Origin of the sequence: Cohnella fermenti, from assembly GCF_004801405.1 — a bacterium.
GTDB lineage: Bacteria > Bacillota > Bacilli > Paenibacillales > Paenibacillaceae > Cohnella > Cohnella fermenti.
Genome location: NZ_SSOB01000002.1, coordinates 251856 through 275008 on the forward strand (window position 1 = coordinate 251856; position 23153 = coordinate 275008).

21 protein-coding genes are annotated in these 23153 nt (G+C 60.2%); 10 read left to right on the forward strand and 11 right to left on the reverse strand.

Annotated elements, in window-relative coordinates:
* Window positions 1-16: 16 nt before the first annotated feature.
* The 3 genes from E6C55_RS02655 to E6C55_RS02660 all read left to right on the forward strand — a co-directional run bounded on the left by E6C55_RS02655 (window position 17) and on the right by E6C55_RS02660 (window position 2872).
* Window positions 17-1201: a YhgE/Pip domain-containing protein gene (locus E6C55_RS02655; protein WP_136368216.1), complete on the forward strand. Its 1185-nt coding sequence runs from the start codon at window positions 17-19 to the stop codon at window positions 1199-1201.
* A 586-nt stretch (window positions 1202-1787) separates the two neighbouring features.
* Window positions 1788-2000, forward strand: coding sequence for a hypothetical protein (locus tag E6C55_RS34495; protein ID WP_230986505.1), 213 nt, complete (start codon window positions 1788-1790; stop codon window positions 1998-2000).
* Between the two features lie 26 nt (window positions 2001-2026).
* Complete coding sequence (locus tag E6C55_RS02660) at window positions 2027-2872, forward strand: cation diffusion facilitator family transporter (RefSeq protein WP_230986503.1); 846 nt, start codon at window positions 2027-2029, stop codon at window positions 2870-2872.
* Window positions 2873-2917: 45 nt separating this feature from the next.
* On the opposite strand, the gene E6C55_RS34500 is transcribed toward E6C55_RS02660, so the two are convergent.
* A complete protein-coding gene (locus E6C55_RS34500) occupies window positions 2918-3670 on the reverse strand; it encodes an HNH endonuclease (RefSeq protein ID WP_230986494.1) in 753 nt (250 codons plus the stop codon).
* Window positions 3671-3928: 258 nt separating this feature from the next.
* Window positions 3929-4516, reverse strand: coding sequence for an NAD(P)H-dependent oxidoreductase (locus E6C55_RS02670; RefSeq protein WP_136368218.1), 588 nt, complete (start codon window positions 4514-4516; stop codon window positions 3929-3931).
* A gap of 116 nt (window positions 4517-4632) precedes the next feature.
* Here E6C55_RS02670 and E6C55_RS02675 point away from each other — a divergent pair, with 116 nt between their 5' ends.
* On the forward strand, window positions 4633-5064 hold the full coding sequence (locus E6C55_RS02675) for a MarR family winged helix-turn-helix transcriptional regulator (protein WP_136368219.1): 432 nt from the start codon (window positions 4633-4635) through the stop codon (window positions 5062-5064).
* A gap of 35 nt (window positions 5065-5099) precedes the next feature.
* Here E6C55_RS02675 and E6C55_RS02680 read toward each other — a convergent pair whose 3' ends face one another.
* The 3 genes from E6C55_RS02680 to E6C55_RS02690 all read right to left on the reverse strand — a co-directional run bounded on the left by E6C55_RS02680 (window position 5100) and on the right by E6C55_RS02690 (window position 7850).
* Window positions 5100-5960, reverse strand: coding sequence for a CPBP family intramembrane glutamic endopeptidase (locus E6C55_RS02680; protein ID WP_230986495.1), 861 nt, complete (start codon window positions 5958-5960; stop codon window positions 5100-5102).
* 104 nt (window positions 5961-6064) lie between these two features.
* Window positions 6065-6709 carry a response regulator transcription factor gene (locus tag E6C55_RS02685; protein ID WP_136368220.1) on the reverse strand — a complete coding sequence of 215 codons (645 nt, stop codon included), beginning with the start codon at window positions 6707-6709 and terminating at the stop codon, window positions 6065-6067.
* Entirely contained in the window at window positions 6696-7850 is a 1155-nt protein-coding gene (locus tag E6C55_RS02690) for a sensor histidine kinase (protein ID WP_136368289.1), read from the reverse strand. Before E6C55_RS02690 ends, E6C55_RS02685 begins: the two co-directional genes overlap by 14 nt.
* 237 nt (window positions 7851-8087) lie before the next feature.
* Here E6C55_RS02690 and E6C55_RS02695 point away from each other — a divergent pair, with 237 nt between their 5' ends.
* Together E6C55_RS02695 and E6C55_RS02700 are read left to right on the forward strand one after the other, a co-directional pair.
* The gene (locus tag E6C55_RS02695) at window positions 8088-9059 is read left to right on the forward strand and encodes a quinone oxidoreductase family protein (RefSeq protein ID WP_136368221.1); all 972 of its coding nucleotides are present in this window, start codon (window positions 8088-8090) and stop codon (window positions 9057-9059) included.
* Window positions 9049-9483: a MarR family winged helix-turn-helix transcriptional regulator gene (locus E6C55_RS02700; protein ID WP_136368222.1), complete on the forward strand. Its 435-nt coding sequence runs from the start codon at window positions 9049-9051 to the stop codon at window positions 9481-9483. Before E6C55_RS02695 ends, E6C55_RS02700 begins: the two co-directional genes overlap by 11 nt.
* Before the next feature lie 155 nt (window positions 9484-9638).
* Here the strand turns inward: E6C55_RS02700 and E6C55_RS02705 are convergent, their stop codons facing one another.
* A complete protein-coding gene (locus tag E6C55_RS02705; RefSeq protein ID WP_136368223.1) occupies window positions 9639-10382 on the reverse strand; it encodes a Bax inhibitor-1/YccA family protein in 744 nt (247 codons plus the stop codon).
* Window positions 10383-10491: 109 nt separating this feature from the next.
* The gene (locus E6C55_RS02710) at window positions 10492-12564 is read right to left on the reverse strand and encodes a beta-galactosidase (protein WP_136368224.1); all 2073 of its coding nucleotides are present in this window, start codon (window positions 12562-12564) and stop codon (window positions 10492-10494) included.
* A 134-nt stretch (window positions 12565-12698) separates the two neighbouring features.
* Here E6C55_RS02710 and E6C55_RS02715 point away from each other — a divergent pair, with 134 nt between their 5' ends.
* Complete coding sequence (locus tag E6C55_RS02715) at window positions 12699-13541, forward strand: AraC family transcriptional regulator (protein ID WP_136368225.1); 843 nt, start codon at window positions 12699-12701, stop codon at window positions 13539-13541.
* 16 nt (window positions 13542-13557) lie between these two features.
* Window positions 13558-14547 (forward strand): hypothetical protein, encoded by a 990-nt coding sequence (locus E6C55_RS02720; RefSeq protein ID WP_136368226.1) that lies wholly within the window; start codon window positions 13558-13560, stop codon window positions 14545-14547.
* Here the strand turns inward: E6C55_RS02720 and E6C55_RS02725 are convergent.
* Window positions 14506-16449 carry a sensor histidine kinase gene (locus E6C55_RS02725; protein ID WP_136368227.1) on the reverse strand — a complete coding sequence of 648 codons (1944 nt, stop codon included), beginning with the start codon at window positions 16447-16449 and terminating at the stop codon, window positions 14506-14508. The genes E6C55_RS02720 and E6C55_RS02725 overlap by 42 nt on opposite strands.
* Window positions 16450-16839: 390 nt before the next feature.
* Here E6C55_RS02725 and E6C55_RS02730 point away from each other — a divergent pair, with 390 nt between their 5' ends.
* Together E6C55_RS02730 and E6C55_RS02735 are read left to right on the forward strand one after the other, a co-directional pair.
* Complete coding sequence (locus E6C55_RS02730) at window positions 16840-18216, forward strand: DEAD/DEAH box helicase (protein WP_136368228.1); 1377 nt, start codon at window positions 16840-16842, stop codon at window positions 18214-18216.
* Window positions 18217-18407: 191 nt separating this feature from the next.
* A complete protein-coding gene (locus E6C55_RS02735) occupies window positions 18408-19499 on the forward strand; it encodes an LLM class flavin-dependent oxidoreductase (RefSeq protein ID WP_230986496.1) in 1092 nt (363 codons plus the stop codon).
* Between the two features lie 412 nt (window positions 19500-19911).
* On the opposite strand, the gene E6C55_RS02740 is transcribed toward E6C55_RS02735, so the two are convergent.
* The 3 genes from E6C55_RS02740 to E6C55_RS02750 are packed head-to-tail and all read right to left on the reverse strand — an operon-like array spanning window position 19912 to window position 23049.
* A complete protein-coding gene (locus E6C55_RS02740) occupies window positions 19912-20802 on the reverse strand; it encodes a carbohydrate ABC transporter permease (protein ID WP_136368291.1) in 891 nt (296 codons plus the stop codon).
* Between the two features lie 30 nt (window positions 20803-20832).
* Entirely contained in the window at window positions 20833-21711 is an 879-nt protein-coding gene (locus tag E6C55_RS02745; protein WP_136368229.1) for a carbohydrate ABC transporter permease, read from the reverse strand.
* A gap of 60 nt (window positions 21712-21771) precedes the next feature.
* Window positions 21772-23049 carry an ABC transporter substrate-binding protein gene (locus E6C55_RS02750; protein WP_136368230.1) on the reverse strand — a complete coding sequence of 426 codons (1278 nt, stop codon included), beginning with the start codon at window positions 23047-23049 and terminating at the stop codon, window positions 21772-21774.
* Window positions 23050-23153: the final 104 nt, after the last annotated feature.

Genomic DNA, 23153 nt, shown 5'->3' on the forward strand with positions numbered 1-23153 from the left:
AACGAGGTGTTCCACCATGAGAAATGTGCTTACGCTGCTCCGGAACAAGGCGTTTATTACCGGCTTTGTTATGTTCCTGATTTTCCAACTGATGATGCTCCTGGTTATGCTGCCCGGCTACACGGCGATCCCGAAGAACGTTCCGGCCATGACCGTCGCGCTTATCAACGACGACAAGGGGGAGGCCGGGGCGGGAATCGCCGATGGCCTCAGCCAGCAGCTTCCGTTCAAGCTCGATACCGAATCGACTCTGGCGCAGGCGCAGGAGGAGCTGGACAATCGCAGCATTCATATGATTATCCGGATTCCGGAGGACTTCTCGGACAGAATTGCCGATCCGAGCCAGCAGGTCAATCTGGGCTTCTACATCAACCAGTCGAACCCGGCGACCACCGCCCAGACGATGCAATCGGTCGTGACGCAGGTGACGAGCGCCATGAACCAGCAATTCGCCGTCCAGACCGTTCAGGGCACGCTGCAGCAGCTTAATGTCGGCGAGGAGGAAGCCGCGGCCTTGGCGGCGAGCGTTCCGTCGAAGATCAGCGCCAATATGGTGCTCACGAACCCGATTCCGGCCGGCATGCACAACCAGATGGCGCCGATGTTCCTCGCGATGTCCATCTACACCGGAGCTATGATGTACACGATGATCTCGCTGAACGGCTTCCATGCGCTGAAGCGCAAGATGGGCAAGTGGCAGTCGTTCTTCGCCCTCCAGGGAGCGAACGCCATTGTCTCGATTGTCGCCCCGCTGGCCGGACTCGCCGTCTACTTCCTGCTGCAGGAGCACACCGCCTCCGCCTTCTTCGGGGCGTGGCTGTCGCACTCCCTTGAGGCGTTCGCGTCGATCTCGTTCATGTCGATTCTGTATCTCGTGTTCGGCCAGGCGGGCTCCATCGTCAACATTCCGATCATGCTCAGCATGACGATTGCGAACGGCGCGGCGATGGCTCCGGAGATGATGTACCCGTTCTTCCGCTTCCTCAGCCATTGGACCGTGATGTACTACCCCGTTCACCTGGACTTCAACTTCCTCTTCGGGGGCGGAGGCACGGGAGATCTGCTGCTTAAGCTGGCGCTGTATGCCGTCGTCTGCTTGATCGTTGTGCTCGCGCTTCACTTCCGGAAGTACGACAAGAAGGAGGTGACCCCCGCGCTCGGCGAAGCCCCGTCGGCTCCCGCCGCTCAATTGGTTCACTAAGTTCTAGAATGGCACCGGCCTTGCCCCGGAATTCGCCTTTGACGCGGATTTCGGGGATTTTTTTGTCTGAACTGATGGGATCGCCGGAGCCGCCGGAATCGCTGGAACCGCTGAATCGCCGGAGCCGCTTGAGCCGTTGCCTCTTCTGCCGGATGCCGCAATTTTATGTGGAAAATCACATTCGTGCAGCGCGAGACGGGCGATTGGGGAGGTTATATGTGAAAAATAGCATAAATAGAGGATATCCGGAGCCGAGTTGCTGTATATATGCTAAAAATCATATAAATCGCCACGGTTCCCTCCTAATCCAAGTCGATGAATGTGAAAAACCGCATAAAATCGGAAAAGGCACCGGAACAGAGGTGGCACGAAACGGCGGTGCGATGCGGAAATCCGTTAAGGAGGAGAGCGGGCGGCGAGAGGAGAGCTTGGCGGCGAGGTTGGAGATACTGGCAGAGGGGTTGCGCCCGAATTCCCGCTTGCTTCGGCGGACCGACGGAGATAAAATAAACATATGAGCATATGTTCATATGTTAGAGAGGAGAATGCCTCATGACTCGTCCCCATCCGGAGCATCGCTGCGATCATGAACATGAACACGATCATGAACACGCGCACGACGATTCGCACAAGCACAACGATTCGCACAATCATGAACACGCGCATGAACACGACCATCTCCACAGCCACTCTCATGATCGCCAGCACGGTCATCAGCATCATCACGGTCATGGGCATGTTCATGGTCACGGCCACCATGGCCATTCGCATGCGCCGAACAATAAGAAGGGGCTGCTGATCGCCCTTATCATCACCGGCGGCATCATGCTGCTGGAGTTCGTCGGCGGCCTGGTCACGGACAGCTTGGCGCTGCTCTCCGATTCCGGCCACATGCTGAGCGATACGGCCGCCCTCTTCCTGAGCCTGATCGCGCTCAGCCTCTCGCGGCGGCCTTCGACGCCGCGCCTCTCGTTCGGGCTGCGCCGCTTCGAGATCATGGCCGCTCTTGCCAACGGCGCTGCGCTGTTCGTCATCGCCGCCATCATCGTATGGGAGGCGTGCCGCCGGTTCGCCGATCCGCCCGAAGTCGCCAGCGGCACGATGACGCTGATCGCCGTCGTCGGCTTGCTCGCCAATCTGCTGAGCGCCTGGTTCCTGATGCGGCAGGGAGACGTCAAGAACAACATCAACGTGAAGAGCGCCTACCTTCACGTTCTCGGCGACGCGCTCGGCTCGGTCGGCGCCATCGCCGCCGGCATTCTGATGTCGCTGTTCTCCTGGTATTGGGCGGACCCGGTCATCAGCATCATCGTCGCCCTGCTGATTCTGAGAGGAGCCTGGGGCGTGCTCCGCAGCACGTTCCACATTCTCCTCGAGGGGACGCCGGAATCGGTCGACGCCGGGGCGGTTCGTGCGGCGCTCGGGAGAATCGATGGCGTGCTCGATGTTCACGACCTTCATATCTGGACGATCACATCCGAGCTGAACTCGCTTAGCTGCCACCTGCTGATCGCGGACGACCGGGACCACCAGGACATCCTCCAACAAGCCGTCACGCTGCTTGAAGAGCGGTTCCATCTCGGCCATTCGACCATACAGGTCGAGAACTCAAGGCTGCGGCACGGGGAACTGCACTGCCAGGCGGAAGCAGTGACGGACGCCGGAACGTAGGCCGGATCGGGAACCGCGGCGCACGCCGGGGGAAGCGGGTCGACTCTATTCGACCGCTTCCGTCTCCCGGGGGCGGCCCCGCACGATGAACTCATCCAGGTCGCGGTCCGCCTTCGATTGGTTGCAGGCATTGCAGGCGCACACGCAGTTAAGCGGCGTCGTGTGGCCGCCCTTCGCGCGCGGAAGCAAGTGGTCGATGGTGTCGCCGTATTCGCCGCAGAAGTGGCAGGTGTAGTTGTCCCGGTTCAGAATCAACCGACGGAATTCCTTGTTGCTGTAGATCCGGCGAATCGTGCTCCGGTTGACGACGACGGCGGCCTGCTCCCGGACAAGCGTCTCCGCCAGCTCGAGATCGACCTCCTGGTACCACTTGCGGCCGTTGTCCGTCTTGCCGCGCATGCGGATGAAGCCCTGCCGCGTCGGCCGCAGGTCCCTGACTCCGAGCGCACGCGCGGTGTCGTCCGTCTTCGCGGAAGGATGGTGCTTCCGGGGCGGCGGCAGCGCCTCCTCCGGGACAAGCGCGGCCTGGACGGATCGCGCGGCGGCAAGCGCCGCATTCTGGCCGTGGGCGGCAGGCGGGATCGGGGCAACATGGGCGGAAGCAGCGCCCTTCTTGCCCCTTCTTCGGCGGCGGCGCTTCTTCTTCGGAGCAACCGCCGGGGAAGGGGCCGCCGATGCTGCCGCCTCTGCCTCGGCCGCCGCCTGCATCTGTGTCGGTTCCGCCGCCGCGGGAGCGGCGGAAGCCGGCGATGCAAGCTCTTCCGCCGAGGAAGCCGCCGTCTCCCGCTTCGCCTGCATGCGGCAGCTCCGGCATGTCCCCCGCCGCGTTCTCCGGCCGCCTCGCCCGCCGCTCCGACTACGGAACTCCGCCAACGGTTGCTCGAGGCCGCAGCTCGGGCATATTTTCGTTATTTTCTGAATTTCTATATCATCCATGTTCATTACCGGGAAGCGGCGCTGGTCGCGGGCTTCTCCTTCTCCTCGTTCGTCTATCTTCTGACTCCGATTATAACATAAACTCCCCCTTCCACGGATAAGCCTGCCCGCTCAAGCAGCTTAGACACCGACCGTACGGAAGTACCGATACACCTTCCTCAGCTTCGCCTCGTGCTTCCCCTGCGGACTCTCCATGCTGCCGAATTCGAAGAACTTCACCTTGCGGATGCCGACATATTGGAAGAGCGCCTTCTTCATCAGCACGCGATGAGCGTCGTGCAGCCACAGCAGCGGATACCTCGCGAATCCCTTCATCGTCGAGACGCAGACGACCGACTTGCCCTTCAGCAGCCCCTCCGGGAGCAGCTTGCCGTTGTCGCGATAAGCGAAGCCGGAGGCGAACATCCGGTCGATGTAGCCGAGCAGAATCGCTGGCGGCCTTCCCCACCAGATCGGATAGACCAGCACGATGCGGTCCGCCCAGAGCAATTGCTCCCGATGCCGCGCCAGCTCCGGGTCGCTGTGCATGTCGCGGCGCCTCTTCTCCTTGTTGAACACGAGAACGGGATCGAAGCCTTCCGCATACAGGTCGAGCACCTGCACCTCTTCGCCGCTCGGACGATCGCGAAGCCCCTTCAACACCCGCTCCAGAAAAGCGTAACTCAAGCTCTCATGGTTCGGATGCGCGTAAATAACAAGTGTTTTCATATGGCCACCTCATTAGTTATCAATTGATAACATAATACCCGCCGCAATATTTAGTTGTCAAATGATAATTGTATTGTGATAACAGGTTTGTTATCTTGGCAATAAGAGGTGACGACATGGATCGAAGCGAGCTGTTCCGCCGTTACGTAGCGCTAACCGCGTCGGTGTTGGAGGCAAGACATGAGTATACGAAGGATATCCGACTGGACGATGTCACTCCGGTCCAATACGGCATTCTGGAATATTTGGCCGTCCACGGCAACGAACCCGTTACGATCGGCCAACTGAGCGATTGCCAGCATATGTCCCTGCCGAACATGAGCCGCGAGCTGCGGAAGCTCGGCGAGAAGGGGCTGTGCGAGAAGTTCGCCGATCCGGCGGATAAGCGCAAGATGTATGTCCGGCTCTCCGCGCAGGGGCAAGCCCGGATGAACGAGACGTTCCAGGCGCTGGAACGGAAGTTCCTCGCGCGGCTCGAGGGCGTGCCCGATGAGGAGCTGGCGGAGCTGGACCGGGCCATTCGGGTTCTGAGCGAGAAGGGGCTGTGAGGGTGTCTGACGCAGCTAACGCTAGCCGTTAGCACTTACTCTCTTGGCCGACGGGCTCTAATCAGCATGGGAATGGCCATCGCCAGGCTGATCAGAACGGGAACAACAGAGCCCTCAAGGCCGAAGTCTCCCCCCGTCAGAAGGGCGGACCCGCTCGCTTGCACCGTATACAGACCGTCTGGGGCGTGCCCCGATACAGGGGTTCCGAGCAAGCTCTCAATGGCATTCCATGCACAATGCAGTCCGATGACAAACCACAAGTTCCGTCGCCACAAGAATGCGGCCCCGAGCAGAAGACCTGCTTCAATGGTTATAGCGAAGCCACTCCATAGCGTTGCCCCTGTATTGCCAAGATGGGCAACTCCGAAGAATAGAGAGGTCACGGCGAGTGCGAGCCCATTGCCGGCCCATTGCCGAATGGCTTGGAACAGAAGTCCTCGGAAGATGAGCTCCTCAACGATGGCAGCGCCCAGAGCGGATGCAATGGAGGCTCCAAGAGCGGAACCCGGTTCCGCAGCATTCGCCCATTGGATGGAATAACCTCCTGCAGCAACAATAGTGAAGGCGGACACGAGAACGAAGAGCGCCCCGGTCAGCAGTCCCATCCCGGCTTCGACTCCTGCGCGTTGGCCGGACAGCTCCGGGGTTGACCGGCGAGCCAGATGGTTCATGGTTAGCTTATAGACAATGATGACAATAACGCCTTCTGCAAGCGCAAGAATCAGGGAGATTATGCCTGTCGCTTGATCGGCGAGCGGCCGAATGATCGCATCCGCCAGAATAATGCCGAGGGCTCCCGCAATCACCCAGACAATCGGCGAGGCCCCCAATGAACGCCACATGCTTGACCTTCCGCGATTCTCCCGCTTCTCTTGATGGATAGACCTGATCTTCATGACTTCCTTCAGCTCCTTTGTATCGCATGAGTACATGGATAAGTGTAGGCTGAAAAGGTCATATCGAATAAGTGCGCTTTGGTCACTATTGAATCAGTATTTGGTCATCTATCCATGAATCCCGAGTCCAGCGCCTTACGCGCGGCCTCGCGCCTTCCCGTCACATTAAGCTTCGAATAGATCGTTGATATGTAATTCTTAACCGTTCCCTCGCTAAGAAACAACGCTTCCGCGATGTCTTGATTGCGCAAGCCCGAAGCCAGCTTATGCAGCACTTCCATTTCACGCGGGCTGAGGCCATATTCATTGCTTTTCGGGGCGGAGGCTTGGTTTATGCTCTTGATCATTTTGCTCGCCATCTCTTGGGTGATTAACGTTCCGCCCGCATGAACCACCCTGATGCCCGCTGCCAGTTCCTTGGGATGAATGGCCTTGAGCAGATAACCCTCAGCTCCATGGCTTAATGCCGCCAGCACATATTCCACTTCCCGGTAGGAAGTAAGGATGATCACTTTGGTTGCGGGGAACCGTTGTTTGATAAGCGCCGTTGCGGCCACGCCGTCCATGACCGGCATATTGATATCCATCAGCACGAGATCCGGCCGGAACTGTTCACAGCCTTCGATCGCTTCCTCGCCATTCGTGGCTAACCCGACAATAGCCAAGTCTTCTTCCAGGGATAGGACGATCCGAAGGCTTTCCAGAATCAGTTCCTGATCGTCGGCAAGCAGCACTTTAATTGGGGCCATGTATCCTCACTCCATTCAGAGGAATCTCGCACCGGACTTCGGTGGTTGCGGGAGTTCCCGCGTCTGATGACACAACCAGGCTGCCTCCTAGCCGCTCGACCCGCTGGTGCATGGCGGTCAAGCCGAAGCCATATTCCAGCTTGTCGATCGGCTTGCCATTATTGCGGATGAGCAAGCGCAGAGCGGACTCGGAGAAGCGAAGCTCCAGTTGCAGTTGAGAGGCCTTGCCATGCTTGAGCGCGTTCGTCATAGACTCCTGAATGACCCGAAGAACCGTTTGCCGGGCTTCAAACCGTATCATCGGCTCTGTCCCCGAGTGGCTCAAGGTCACGACTGTTCTTGTATTCTCCCGGAAACGCAGCACAAGAGCCTCGATCTGCCGCATAAGATTCGAGTCCTCTTCGTCGCCCATCTCGTGGACAATGCTTCTCATCTCGTCCAGGTTGCTCTCCGCCAATGCCCTTAACCGGATCAACCGGTCTTTGACCTCGGCAGGTTTATGATCCAGAAGCGCAATGGAGGCATCGAGGCTCATAAGGAGCGAGATAAAGGAGTGCCCCAGCGTATCGTGAAGCTCCTTGGACATGCGGTTGCGTTCTTCAAGCAAGGTCATCTTCTCAATCTCGGCGGCGTAATGGGTTAACAGCTTGTTCTGCTGCTCGACTTCGGCCACCAGTTCATTCTTCTGATAATACGCGTTGGCTACGGAGCTTGCCCATATCCCGATAAAGCAGAATAGCAGGTTGTCTGTGCCGATTCCGAGGGTCTGTTCCCAAGACAAGCTTAGATGAGACTGGTAGGCAAACGGAATCAAAGCAACGGCGGGAATGATCCAGAGCGTATGTCTAGTCCATAGATACCCCATTGTCAGACTCGGCAACAAGTAGTCAGCCTTGGAGAGCAGATCGGGATGGAAGACGGTATTCACATAATAAGAGCCGCCGAGCAACAACTCCAGCAGGCTGAACCAGGTTTTGTTCATCCGCCGCCCGGGGAACCAGAACATCAGGGGGACGACTAACGCGGCCATCAGCCAAATAACGTATAGCCATGCGCGGCCTGAAGGCACGCCGTCAGCGAGAATCCGGGACAACAGCAACAGATAATGATAGGAACGAAGGGCAAAGATGCCCCAATCCATGAAAGCCAGTATTTTCCTCATATCGCCACTCTTCCGCCAAAAGAAGTTTGCGTTCATGAATGTTGTATACCATTATAGCGTTATTCCAACAATTGGTCTCCTGCTTGTGAAGCATGGACTCTTCGACCGACGCCAACGAACCCGTCATAATATGTGCATATTGCACTTAACTCCGGCGCGTGCTATAGTAAATTACGTGCAAGTTGCACATAATAAGCCGGAAGAAGGTTGCTATCCATGAAGGCAGCGATCGTAAAAGAAAAGGGAACCCCTCCCGTTGTCGGTCACTTTGCAGCACCTGCTGCAACGGAGGGGCAAGTACTCATTAAAGTATCGGCGGCTGCCCTGAGTCGGGTTAGCAAGTATCGTTCCATGGGGATGCACTACTCCTCGGAAGCTGCTTTTCCCTTGGTGGCCGGCATTGATGGCGTCGGGACGCTGCAAGATGGCTCTCGCGTGTACTTCGCGCTGCCTACCCCGCCGTTCGGCAGCCTGGCCGAGCAAACAATCGTCAGCGCCAAGCTCACGGTCCGCTTGCCCGATGGCATCGATGCGACGACGGCTGCCGCGATCGCCAATCCTGCCAGCTCATCGTGGGCCGCGCTGCTCTTCCGCGCTCGCTTCAAGGCGGGCCAGACCGTCTTGATTAACGGCGCAACCGGCGTCTCCGGCAGCTTGGCTGTCCAGATTGCCAAAGCGCTGGGGGCTCATAAAGTGATCGTAACCGGACGCGACGACACCAAGCTGCGAGCCCTTAACGCCGATGAAGCAATCGCGTTTGATATGACCGCCGCCGACGGTGCCGAACGGTTTGCAAGCGCCCTGATGCCTGCCATTGCCGAAGGTGTCGATGTTGTATTGGATTACTTGTGGGGCGACAGCGCAACGGCGATCCTGCTGGCGTTAGCCAAGACGGCGACGGACCGGGTGACGCGATTCGTAAGCATCGGCACCTCTTCCGGCCAAGAAGACATTGCGTTGCCTTCCGCCATTCTTCGCTCATCCACGATTGAACTTGTCGGCAGCGGAGACAAGAGTGTATCCAAGGCCGATATGTTGTCCGCGATTCAAGAATCGTTCGAATTGGCTGCAGCAGGTAAGATAAACATAGACACGAAGGCATATGATTTAGAAAATATTGAAGAGGCCTGGAACGCTCCATTGATGCCAAGGCCCGTTGTGAGGATATCGCACACAGATGGAAAATGATATTTTTAAAGCCTTACTCGATCTGATCTCCTTGGTCAACCGGCCGGATCGCGATAAGAAAATGATCGCGAACGCCGGCGTTAATCTGGAACCGGCAGCGTTCGTCGTCTTCGGCGGCATAGCCCATCTCCAACCAACCAGCGTAGGCGACTTGGCTGCGATGATGGGCAAGAATTATTCCAGCGTCAGTCGGCAGATCGATAAGCTGGAGGCCGCAGGTCTGATTCATACGTATGCATCAAGTGCCGATTCCCGCATTCGCATCTCTGAACTAACGCCATATGGGGAAGAGGTTCGCGCGAAGATTGGCCATACTCGCGAACGAATTATGCGGGAGGCCTTGTCTGACTGGCCGCTGGAGGACAAACAGGATTTGTTGCACAAGCTGCGTCGTCTCTTCGACTCAATGAGCAAGATCGAGTAGCAAGAGAATGCAACGTGTCTTCGCAAGCAATGAAGAGGCAATCTCGTGCGGTCCTCGCTCTATAGATGTATAGATGAAGCGGATCACAAACAAAAAACTGGGGGATTCGAGTCGCCTCGAATCCCCCATGCCGGACGCCAAGCGAGCGAACGCGCTTAATCCCGGCTGCGCAGCTTCGCCAGAAGCCGCAGCATCTCGACGTACAGCCAGACGAGCGTCACCATGAGGCCGAAGGCGCCGTACCATTCCATGTACTTGGGAGCTCCGCCCTGCGCGCCGGCTTCGATGAAGTCGAAGTCGAGCACGAGGTTAAGGGCGGCGACCACGACGATGACGAGCGAGATGATGATGCCGATGACGCTGTTGTCGTGCAGGTAAGGCACCTCGATGCCGAACAGGCCCAGCACGAAGCTCAACAAGTACACAAGCATGATGCCCATCGTAGCGGAGAAAACGCCGAGCTTAAAGTTCTCGGTCGCTCGGATAAGCCGGGACTTGTACGCCAGCAGCAGCGCCACGAACACGCACATGGTGAGCAGCGCGGCTTGCAGGGTGATGCCGTTGTACACATACTCGTAGCTCGCGGACAGCGCGCCGAGGAACACGCCCTCCAGCACCGCATAGATCGGGACCAGATAAGGAGCGGTCGTCCGCTTGAAGCTGATGATCAGCGCCAGGACGAAGCCCCCGATTGCGCCCGCGATGGCGTAGCCGCCGACCGCGTAGCCGTCGAAGAACCTCGACCAACTGACGAATGCGCCCGCAAGCAGCAGCACCAAGGTAATAAATGCTTTGTTCACCGTGCCGTCAATCGTCATGACCGGCGCGCCGGAAGGATAGCCTTGCGAGTTCTCGAACGTATCGTCGTTTAATGTCGGATTACCGCTGCGACCTATCAACCTGGAATCACCTCAGAGGGGTATTTTCCTTCGAGTGTACCACATCCGGCGCCGCATTCCCATATAATTCCTATATGAGTTCCCACGAGTTATCGAGCGCCGCTGCAAGTCAGCGCGCCGAGCCCGCTTCGGAGCCGCGCTTCAGAATTCGGACCCCGTTAACCGGAAGCTCGATCCGCTCCGCCGCGATCGTCTCCGCTGTCTCCACATCGTCATACGCTTGCCCGTCCAGCTCGACCACGCGCGGCTCCCCGCTGAAGTTCATGACGAATACATAGTCGGACTCCCCGTCGGAGCGCACTTGTGCGCTGACCCCGGACGGCAGCTCCGCATTCAGCGCCCCGCGAACTCCCGCCTCCGCGGCGACCTTCCCGTAGAACGCGCCCAGGAAGTCGTCCTGCAGGCGGGCAGCCATGTAGTAGGCCCGTCCTTCCCCAAGCCGATTGCGAGTCAGAGCGGGCCGTCCCGCGTAGAAGTCGTCCGTGTACACGCCAAGCACCTCGGCGCTCTCGGCATGGATCAGCTCGCACAGCTCAATCGCCTCGAACGTTCCTTCCAGGCCGGCTCCGTCCGCCATCCGAACGCCGTTGCGATCGTGATCGTACAAGCCCTCGATCTCCTCCGCCCAGATGCCGAGCGTCTTGCGCAGCGGGCCCGGGAAGCCGCCGAGATGGCACAGGTCGTTCTCGTCGACGACGCCGGACCAGTACGTCGACACGAGCGTGCCGCCCGCTTCCACGAACCTCTCCAGCTTCTTGCCCGTCTCCTCGCGGCACAGATAGAGCATCGGCGCGACGATCAGCTTGTAGCCGGAGAAGTCGTCCTCCGAGCCGATCACGTCGGTCGCAATGCCGCGCGCCCACAGCGCCCGATGATGCGCGTACACTGTCTTCTCATAGCCCACGCCCATGTTGCGCGGCCCCTGCGCATCCCGAACGGCCCAGCTATTGTCATAGTCGAACAGGATGGCCGTCTCCGCGGGAACGCCGGTGCCGACGACCTCGCCGAGACCGGCAAGCGTCTTCCCCAGCTCGGCGACGTCCGCGAACACCCGGGTATGCTCGTGCCCGACATGATCGACGACCGCTCCGTGGAACTTCTCGCTCGATCCCCGGCTTTTGCGCCATTGGAAGTATTGGACGGAATCGGAGCCGTGGGCGACCGCCTGCAGCGAAGAGAGCCGGTGCATGCCGGGGCGCTTCAGCTTGCTCACCGGCTGCCAGTTCGTGAGGCTCGGCGTGCTCTCCATGAGCAGGAACGGCTTGCGCTTCAGCGAGCGGAACAGGTCGTGATAGAAGCCGACATAGGCGGCGAGCTGGCTGTCGTCCTGCGCATCGTGCCACGTCGGATAGCTGTCCCAGGAGATGACGTCGAGCAGCTCCGCGAAGCGGCGATAGTCGATTCCTTCGATCATATGCATGTTCGTCGTTGCCGGAAGCTCGGGATTCGCCGCGCGCACCGATTCGATCTCGTGCCGGCAGAAGTCGACCGTCCGATCCGTCACGAAGCGGCGCCAAGCGAGGTTGTGCGCGTGCACCATCGATTCGCCGTGCGGAGCCGGGGATTCAATCTGCTCCCAATCCGTGTACGCGTGCGCCCAGAACGACGTCCACCAGGCGGCATTAAGCGCCTCCAGCGTCCCGTACTGCTCGCGCAGCCACTTGCGGAACTCGGCCTGGCAGTAATCGCAGTGACAATCGCCGCCGTACTCGTTCGAGATATGCCAGCCGATGACGGCCGGGTGGTTCGCGTACCGCTCGGCCAGCTTCCCGTTCAGAATGGCCGTCTTCTCCCGGTAGACCGGCGACGAATAGCAATGGTTGTGGCGCAGCCCGTGCAGGTTGCGGACGCGGTTCGCCCCGACGCGCAGCACCTCCGGGTACTTCGCCGACATCCAGGCCGGCCGGGCTCCGCTCGGCGTCGCCAGCCATGCGAAGATACCGCTCTCCACGAACGTGTCCAGCAGCCGGTCCAGCCAGTCGAACGTGAAGACGCCTTCCTCCGGCTCCAGCGCCGCCCATGCGAAGATGCCGACGGACATCACGTTGCACCCGGCCAGCTTCATCAGGCGAATATCCTCCGCGAGCACCTCCGGGGCGTGCTGCCATTGGTCGGGGTTGTAGTCGGCGCCGTGCTGCATGACGGGAAACTTGGGGCTGATCGGCGGGAATCTCTTCGTCATTATCTTCTCTCCTCTTATTCGCTCATTTCTCTTTGATCTTACGGGAGTTCCCCTTTATACTCATAGCATAATCGACTCAGAAAATCGTCCAATTCGAACATGGAGGAAATGAGGGGAATGGAGGAACAACGAGGATGATGCCCTTCCTGCTTGCCGAGTTCGCCGCGCTGGAGCAGCGGCTTCCCCTGTACGTCTACATCGTCGGCAGCCACGAGCAGAAGAGAATCGAGCGGCCGGACGGCTACCCGGCCCACCAGATTTTCTTCTGTCGAGGCGGAAGCGGCACGATCCGGACGGAAGGCGGGAAGGAGCTGCGAATGACGGCGAACACGCTTCTGCTGCTCCCCTCCGGGGTCCCGCACGAGTACGCCCCGGACGATCCGGCGGACGGCTGGGACCTCGGGTTCGTCTCGTTCGACGGAACCGCCGCCGAGTCGATGCTGCAGCCGTTCGCTCCGCTTGCGCTGACGGTGCTGTCCTCCCCCGGCTTCGACGGCTTGTGGCGGCAGCTCGAGGCGATCTGGCACGTCGTCAGCCGCGGCGGCGAGCCGTCGTATTGGGAGTCGTCCCGGCTGCTCTACGGCTTGCTCCTCGCCATTCTGAAGGAGCAGACGGCTTCCCGCAGCCCGAAGCGCAGGAGCGACTCGCCGCAGGAATCCGCCCACGATGCGCTCAAGGCGGCCGTCAGCTTCATCCACGACCACTACCAGGACCGCCTCGTCGTGTCGAACATCGCCAGAGCCGCCGGCTATTCGCCGCAGCACTTCAACCGGCTGTTCATCCGGCATTACGAGGTGTCCCCGAACCAGTACATCCAGCAGCTTCGGATGCGCCGTTCGGTGCAGTTGTTCCGCGAGCAGCCGGGGCTTACCGTCGATCAGGCCGCCGGACAGCTCGGCTTGGAGACGAGTTACTTCATTCGTCTGTTCAAGAGATTCTACGGGAAGACGCCCAAGCAATACTTCAAGTCGGAGTAGACGGAAGGATGGAACAATGGAGAAAACAATGGACGATCCAATTGGCGAATACACCGAGGAGCTCGCAAGCGCATTCGCCGCGGCGGAGACGGAGCTGCGCGCTCTGCCGGGGGAGATGGGCGAATGGGCTGCCGGATTGTTGAGGAAGAGCGATCCGGCTGTTAACGATGGAAGGGCGAACCTGATCAGCTATCTTCTGCCCTATTGGGTCGGAGAAGCGCTGGGCGTGCCGACCGGCTTCTGCCGGGAGCTGGCGATCGGGAACGTGTATGCGATGCTGCACTTCTTCATTCTCGACGATGCGATCGACGGCGACGCGGGGTGGACCGCCGCGCAGCGGCGCCGGCTGCTCCCGCTCGGGCAGCGGCTGCACGGGCTGTTCTATCGGCGGTATCTCGGGTGCTTCCCGGCCGAGTCGCCGATCTGGGACCGGCTTGACGCCTACATGCAGATGTGGGCGGAAGCCATGGCGGAGGAAGCCGCCTCCCGGGCCGATCCCCGCGACGTGCGAAGGCTCGCCGGGAAGGCGGCTCCGGTCAAGCTGTGCGCCGCCGCCCTGCTCGTCCGCGCCGGCAAGCCGGAGCGGATCGCCGCCATGGACGAGGCCGTCGACCTGGCCCTGGCGACCCTGCAGCTCTGCGACGACTACGCGGACTGGCGGGACGATCTGGCGGAGCCGGACGGCAACGCCTTCCTGACGCTCGCGCGGGAACTGCTCGGCAGCGATGGCTCACAAGCGCCGGACGAGCGGTCGATCCGGCGCGCCATCTATCATCGCGGCGCGCTCGCCCGCCTGGCCGAGCTGGCGGAAGAGCACGGCCGGCGGCTCGCTTCGCTGCCGGAATGCCCTCGCGGCCTGCTCGAATTCCACCGCTCGATGGCGGAGGAGCTTCGGGCCGCCGAGGGCCGGGTCCGGGATGAGGTCGATCGTCTTCTGCATGGAGACCGGCTGTCGGATCTGCTGTCAAGCCTCGGCGGCGACCGGAGACGCGGCGGGGAACGATGAATCCGCCCGCTCCAGCAGCGGGAGACGAATTCGCGCCTCCGCCCCTTCATCCTTCACGCTGCGGAATTCCAGCGAGCCCTGCATCGCTTCGATCAGCCGGTACGTCGCCATAAGGCCGAGCCCCGTGCCGTCGGCCTTCGTGGAGAAGAACGGCTCGCCGAGCCGGGACAGTTGGGCCTCGTTCATGCCGATGCCGTTGTCGGCGATCATGACGACCGCCTCGCCGCCCTCCGCGAAGGCTTCGATCCGGATGAGGCCGGCCCGGTCGCGGGTCGCCTCGATGCTGTTCTTGACGATGTTGATCAGCGCCTGCGTCAGCATCGAAGCATTCCCCCGGATGCGGAGGAGCCCCGGCGCGTACACCTCGATCGTTCCCCCGTGAAGCGCCGCGAACGGGCTCATCATCGCCTCGACGCGCCGCAGCTCCTCGTTCAGGCTGAGCGGCACCGTCTCGTCCGGCTCCGGCTTGGCCAGACTGAGGAAGTCGTTGATGATTCCGGACGCCCGATCCAACTCTTGAATGGCCAAGTCGAAGTGATCCTGGTGATCCTGGCCCGTTCGACGGGCGAGGAACTGGAGGAAGCCGCGGGTCACCTGCATCGGGTTGCGCACCTCGTGGGCGACGGAGGCGGCCAGGTCGCTGACCACCTTCATTTTCTCCGTGCGTTGCAGCCGTTCGTTATACAGCTCCAACTGCTTCGAGTAGGCGACGACCGCCCGATGGTTGTGCGAGATCCGCCGGGCCAGAATGATCGTCAGCGCGACGAGCAGAACGACAACTCCCGCCTTCCAGAGGAAGAAGACGTAATTCTTCTCCTGCAGGTAGTAGGTGGTCAGGTCCGCTCCTCCCGACAGCGCCAGGGCGAGGAAGCCCGCCGACAGAAGGATCGAATCCCCGTTCCTGCGAATCGCGCTCCTCACGGTCAGCACGAGAATCATCGCCAGATCGGCGAGAATAAACGCCCCGAGCACCGGCACGGTGAACACCTCGTAGATCCGGAAGAACGACTCCCCGATCGCGTGGTAAGCGAGCAGGAACAGGAGGCAGACGAGCGAATACCCTCCCATCACGCGCCCGAAGCGGGCGAACCAGCGGTAACGTCCCTCGAAGACCCAATTTACATAATAATGAAGCGACGGGAACAGCAGGATCATCCAGATATCGAACATAAACAGAATGACGGGCCCCAGCTTCTCGAGAAAAAGATAAGGAAGAGGATTGTAACTGAGAACGAGCATCCCGGTCGACAGCACGACGAGGCACAGCGCGATCCACGGCCCCCTCTGGCTGCGAACGAGCAGTCCCGTGCCGATCAGCATCAGCAGGCCAAGCGCAGCCGCGGCCGTGCCCAGGACGACATCGAACGCTTCCTGCCGGACGAACCGCTCGTGCAGCCCGTCGAATTCGCCGATCCGAACGTCGCCGGCGATTCCGATCCGCAGGTCGGACTCCAGCCTCAGCAGAAGCTCTCCCTGCTCGAAGCCGTCGTCAAGAGGAACGAGCAGCTTCGTGCGCTCGAAGCGATAAGAGCGATCCTGCTCATGGATCAGCTTGCCCTCCTCATAGACGGATATGCTCATGGCGAACAGGCGATCCACGAGCAGTGCGGGACGCAGCCATCCTTCGCTCTTGGGCAGATCGAGACGAATCCACATGCCGACGAAGTCTTCCGGCTTCTCCGGCAACGGGTCGGACGACTGCACCGTCAGCCATTCCGCTTCGGCGGCAGGGGCTTGCTCCGCCGCCCGTTCCGCGGATATCCACTGGATGCTCCAGCCGCGGATGCCGGCATCGACCCCAGCCGCGCCGACGCCGGGAGCAGCCGCGGCCAGCAGCACAAGCCAGACCGCGGCCGCCGCCAACAACGCGACCGCCCTCCGCACCGCCATTCCCGTTCCCATTCCGCAGCCTCCTCCAGCATCCTCTTGTTGTTTTGCCAACAGATAAATTCCGACAAAATTCGTCAGAGGCAATATTATCCGACTCCAGAGAGGAAAACAAGACAAAATCGCGAATTGGAATAGAAAAGGAAAAAGCGAGAGGCGGGGTGGAGATGAGCAAGCTGAGCAGCGAGTCGAAGCCTACCGGGACGCCTGGGCGCAATAGGAGCAATCGCCCCCCTCAACCCTCAACCCATCCGAACCTCGAACCTGCCCGAACCTGCCGGCAACGCCTGATAAACGCCGTCCGCGACATAGATCGCTCCGACTTGTCGAACAATAAAGCGGAGCCTGAGCGCAAGATGTGGTAAAGTGAAGAGGACGGCATACTTGCCCAGATAAGGAGAACGTATGAATTTTCAAGACTTGAAGCTTATTCCGCCTATTCTTAAGGCGTTGACCAAGGAAGGCTACGCCTCGCCCACTCCGATTCAGGAGCAGGCCATTCCCGCCGTGCTCGCCGGACGGGACCTGTTCGGCTGCGCGCAGACGGGCACCGGCAAGACCGCGGCCTTCGCGCTGCCTATTCTTCAACTGCTGCACGGCCCGCAGGAGGCCTCCCAGAAGCGCCCGATTCGCGCGCTCATCCTGACCCCGACGCGCGAGCTCGCCATTCAGATCGACGACAACCTTCGCGCGTACGGACAATTCTTGAAGCTGCGCAGCAGCGTTATCGTCGGGGGCGTCTCGCAGAGAGCCCAGGAGCAGGCCCTCGAACGCGGAACCGACATTCTGACCGCGACTCCCGGGCGGCTGATCGACCTTCTGAACCAGGGACTCGTCAGCTTGAATCAGGTGAAGATTCTCGTGCTCGACGAAGCCGACCGCATGCTCGACATGGGCTTCATTCACGATATGAAGCGGATTATCGCCAAGCTGCCCGCCGCCCGGCAGACGCTGTTCTTCTCGGCCACGATGCCTCCGGAGATTACGGGCCTCGTCAATTCCTTGCTGAAGGACCCCGTGAAGGTGGAGATCACGCCGGTCTCGTCGACGGCCGAGCGCATCGAGCAGTCCGTCTACCTCGTGGACAAGGAGAACAAGCAGAAGCTGCTTAACCTGCTGATGGAGGACCGCTCCATCTCCTCCGCCATCGTCTTCGCCCGCACGAAGCACGGGGCGGACCGGATCGCGAAGGGGCTGAACCGGGCGAACGTCTCGGCCCAGGCCATCCACGGGGACAAGTCGCAGAACTCGCGCCAGAACGCCTTGAACAGCTTCAAGAACGGATCGACGCGCGTGCTTGTCGCGACCGACATCGCCGCCCGGGGCATCGATGTGGAGGAGCTGTCGCACGTTATCAACTTCAACCTTCCGAACATTCCGGAGACGTACGTTCACCGCATCGGAAGAACGGGGCGCGCAGGCCTCAGCGGCACCGCGATCTCCTTCTCCGATTACGAGGAGCTGGAATACCTCAAGGACATCGAGAAGCTGATCAAGAGGAAAATCCCGCGCGTAGACGGCCACCCGTACCCGATGCAGATCACGACTCCCGCCGCAGCAGCAGCCGCAGCCGCTTCGGCCCAGGGCCAGAGCCCGGGGCGCGGCCAGGGTCAGAGTCAGGGTCAGGGGCGCGCTCAAGGCCAGGGACAAGCTCAGGGGCGGGGCAGGAGCCAAGCTTCGAGCCAAGGACGCGGATCGAGCCAGGGCGGCTCCAAGCCGCGCTCGGACAAGCCGGCGCGCCAGGGCAACCCGGCACGCGGGAACGGACCCGGCTCTCGCTGACAGACTCCCTTATGCTCCGCATGGATCGGATCGCCGATGCCCTGCGGAGCTTTTCCTGTCGCTTGATGTCCGGACGACCGACTTCCGATGTCTCTATAGCTATAAATAGCTATAAATTCTTGCAGCTATAAATTGTTGCGTTACATTACTTTTTATAGTATGATGGATTCATCAAGAAGGAGGGGTCCCCAATGGGCGAACATACATCCGCAACACCCGCAGCTCCTGCGATGGAGATCGGCATCAGCACATTCCTGGAGGCGACGCCGCACCCGCTCACCCGCGAGAAAGTAAACCATGCCGAACGGCTTCGCCGCGGCGTCGAAGAGATCGTGCTGGCCGATCAGGTCGGGCTCGACGTGTACGCAATCGGCGAGCATCACCGGCCGGATTACGCCGCGTCCGCTCCGGAGCTCGTGCTCGCGGCCGCCGCTCCGCTGACGAAGAAGATCCGGCTGTCGAGCGCCGTTACCGTCCTGTCGTCCAACGACCCGGTGCGCGTCTACCAGGCATTCTCCACCGTCGACGGCTTGTCGAACGGACGGGCGGAGATCATGGCCGGACGCGGTTCGTTCATCGAGTCGTTCCCGCTGTTCGGTTACGACCTGAACGACTACGACGAGCTGTTCGACGAGAAGCTCGAACTACTGCTCAAGATCCGCGCCTCGGAGAAGACCAACTGGCCGGGCAGCAAGCATCGCCGCGCCATCGTCAACCTCGGCGTCTATCCTCGCGCCGTGCAGGAGCCGCTGCCGGTCTGGATCGCCAGCGGCGGCAACCCGGAGTCGGCCGTTCGCGCCGGGACGCTCGGCCTGCCGATCGTCTTCGCCATCATCGGCGGCATGCCGGAGCGGTTCGCTCCGCTGGTCGGCTTGTACAAGAGAGCGGCCGAGAAGGCCGGGCACGACCCGAGCAAGCTGCAGATCGCGAGCCACTCGCACGGCTTCCTCGCGGACACGACGCAGCAGGCGGCGGACACGTTCTATCCGTACAACAAGTCCCAGATGGACGGAATCGGCCGCGAGCGCGGCTGGCCTCCGATGAGCCGTGCGTCGTACGACGCCTCGCGCGACCTGCGCGGAGCGCTGTACGTCGGCGATCCGGAGTTCGTCGCCGAGAAGATCGTGAACCTGCGCAGGCAGCTCGGCCTGACCCGCTTCTTCCTTCACCTCGACGTCGGCTCGATGCCGCACAGCGAAGTGATGCACGCCATCGAGCTGCTCGGCACGAAGGTCGCTCCGATCGTTCACAAGGAGATCGCCCGTCTGGAAGCGTCGGAATAAGCGCGGGAATAAGTGCGGCTCGCAGCCCCGCGGCTCCGCTTCCCCGCCAAGCTATTCGCTCCGCGGCTGCGACGGCTCTTGCCCGCCGGTGCGACCCGATGACGTTGGCGGTTGCGGTTGGTGGTTGGCGATTGCGATTAGCGATTGGCGATTTTATGTGATTTTTCGCATTCGTCGGCTTGAATTGGGCGGGCAACGAGGCGTTTTATGTGATTTTTCGCATATATGCGTTACCTCGAGCCGGAATTTGCTCCACGAATGTGATTTTTCGCATAAAACCATCCAAACTGCCCGGCATCGAGCCGCGCCAATGTGAAATTTCACATAAATTCCGGGCGCCCAACGCCAACGGCCCGCCGTCTTCCTCATTCGAGGGGACGCGCGGGCCGTTGGTCGTCTTAACGCGAGACTTCTACTTCAAAGCGCCCTCCGTCAGTCCGGCCACGACGTACCGGTTGAACACGATGTAGATCGCAATCATCGGAATCGTCACGATGGACAGGGCGGAGAACAGCATCTTGTAATCGGTCATATGCCGGCTCGAGAACGCCAGCAGGCCGACCGGAATCGTCTTGAGGGAATCGTCCTGGATGTACAGCATCGCGAGCAGCAGCTCGTTCCAGGTGTTCAGCGCCGAGAAAATCCCGACCGTCGCCATGCTCGGCATGAGCAGCGGCAGAATGATGCGCCCGTACAGAATCGCGTCGTTGCACCCGTCCATGCGGGCCGCCTCCATCAGCTCCTTGGGAACCGAATCGAGGAACGCCTTGAGCAGGAACACGGCGAGCGGCAGTCCGAGCCCGATATAAGGGAGAATAAGCGACACATAAGAATCCTTCAAGTTCAATTGGTCGAACAGATAGCTCTGGGCAATGAAGAACGATTGCAAGGGCATGAACAGCCCCAATGTGAACAGCATAAGCAGCATCGAGCTGCCCCGGAAGCGCAGCTTGCTGAAGGCGAACGCCCCCATGCTCGCGAACAGCAGAATGCACGCCAGCGTTATCGACGTTACGATGACGCTGTTCAAGGCGTACGTGCTCATGTTCCCGATCTCCCATGCTTCCTTCCAGTTGCCGAAGTCGATCTTGGCCGGCAGCCCGAACGGGTCCATGAAGATCTCCTTGTTCTGCCTGAAGGAGGAGAGCACGAGCCAGATCATCGGATAGAAGAACACGCACGAGATCGCAATCATGAAGATGTAGTACAACAATCCGAATATCCGCTTGCGCCGCTTGGCGCCGGTCTTCGCCTTCGCATCCGCGTTACTGCCCTGGATTCCATTCCAAGCCGCGCCTGTCATGGCCAGCACCTCTTTTCCCCTATCAATCTGTCAATATTCCAACGCGGAATCCTTCCGCTGCAGCAGTCGTCCGAGCACGCCAAGGATGCTGATGACGATGGTCAGAAGGACGGCCAACGCCGATCCGTACCCGACGCTCATGTGGCTGAACACGACCTTGACCAGATAGGTCGGCACGATCTCCGTCGAGTTGTACGGCCCGCCGTTCGTCATGACGTAGAACAGATCGAACGACTGGAAGCCGGTCAGCACGCACAGGAGAATTCCCGTATCGACCAGCGCGCGAATCATGGGCACCTTGATCCGGGTAAAGATCTGGAATTCGTTCGCCCCGTCCAGATAGGCCGACTCGAACACCTCCTTCGAGATGCGCGTAATTCCGGAGTAGAAAATCGTCATGTAGAACCCCGCGTACACCCAGCCCGAGACGAAGCAGATGGCGATAAGAGCCGTCTTCGGATCGCCCAGCCATACATGAGCCCAGTTGCCAAGGCCGATCGACCTCAGCATCGAGTTGAGCATACCAAAGTCCGAATTGTAGACGAATTTCCACAGGAAGGAAACGACGATCATCGGCAGCATTACCGGGGTAAAGAAGGCTAGCCGGAACAGGGCGCTGCCCTTGTGCCCCGAGGTAACCAAGCCCGCCAGGACAAGCCCGACGAGCACCTCCAGCACGATGGTCGCCCCGATATAGCCGAAGATGTGGCCGTACGATTGGAGATAGATGCGGTCTTCGAAAGCGCGGGTGTAGTTGTCCAGGCCCGCGAACGTCATGGAGCCGATGCCGTTCCAGTCGTAGAAGCTGAAGACAAAGGTGAGCACGATCGGCAACAGGATGGTGAAGGCGAAGAGAAGAACGGACGGGGCCACGAACAAGTAGGCCGATGGATTGCTTTTGCGGGACATGGGCCACCTCCATAAGGCGAAGGCCAACCGACCGCCGGGTCGGAGGCCTCCGCGAATTCGTTACTTCTTAAGCGGGGCAATGGTGCTGTCGAGCTGCGCGAGCGCTTCTTCCGGAGTCTTCGCGCCGCCGATGACTTCGGAGGACGCCGTGTTGAGCGCATTCGCCACCTCGATGGAATAGCCGGTATCCGGCGGGGAGACGACCATTGTCGCGTTCTGCAGCAGCTCGTTCAGCGAGAAGGCCAGCGGGCTCATCGACGACTCGTCGATTCCGTCCTTCGTGATCGGAACCGCGCCGGCCGCCTGCAGCTTCTTCGAGTTGTCCGCCGAGCTGTACAGCTTCATGAACGCCACCGCCTCGTCGATCAACTCGGAGTTCTTGTTGACGACCATGCCGTTCAGAACGCCGATGACGCTCTGCTGATCGCCCTTGCCGCCCGGAATCTCCGGAAGGTTGAAGTAGCCGAGCTCCAGGTCAGGCGTCTCTTCCAGCGCAGTGGAGACGAGCCAGCTTCCGATCGGATGCATCGCCGCTTGCTCGTTCAGGAACATCATGTCCGCCTCGTTGTCGGCGAGCGCGTTCACGCTGTCGTTGATGTACCCCTTGTCCCACAACTCCTGAAGATACCCGTACGCCTTGACGAAGTCTTCGGAGTTGAACGGGATCTTCAGCTCAAGCGCATCGCTGTAGGCCTGTTCGCCGACAACGCGGGAGATCAGGTGGCCGGCCCAGTTGCCGACGGTCCACAGGTCCTTGTTCCCGGCCACGATCGGCGTGATGCCCGCCGCCTTCAGCTTCTCGCTGACGGCGAGGAATTCGTCCCAGGTCGTCGGCGGCTGCAGGCCGTTGTCTTCGAACATCTTCTTATTGTAGAAAATCACGTTCGTCACGTCGCCCGCAGTCGGGATCATATACGTCTTGCCATCGAAAGTCATGCCGTTGAAGGAGCCTTCGCTGAACATGTCCTTCAGCCCCGAGCTGGCCAGCTTGTCGGTGATGTCGGCGGCGTAGCCGTCGGCGATCCGCGTCTCAAGACGAGCGCCCGCCCACTCGAAGTACAGGTCGGGAGCGTTCTTGCCGCTGAGCAGGTTCGGAAGCCCGACGGTCTGATACGTATCGTCGTCCTGGTAGTTGAATTCGACCTTGATGCCTTCATGCGCGCTCTCGAATTGCTTGCCGATGTCTTCCCAGACGGAGATCAACTCTTCCCCCGGCGAGCTCATTGCGATCCGCAACGTCTTGCTGCCGCCTCCATCGGAATCCGAGCTCGAGCAACCCGCCAGCGCCGCAGATGCCACTGTTAATGCCGCCGTACCGAACAACCATTTCTTTGTCATCGATCCATCTCTCCCTTTTCAGTTCTTATTATGTTGAAATTAAGTTATACCCTCGTCCACGACTTTTGCCATACCATTCGATTGATTTGTAGTAACAATATAGT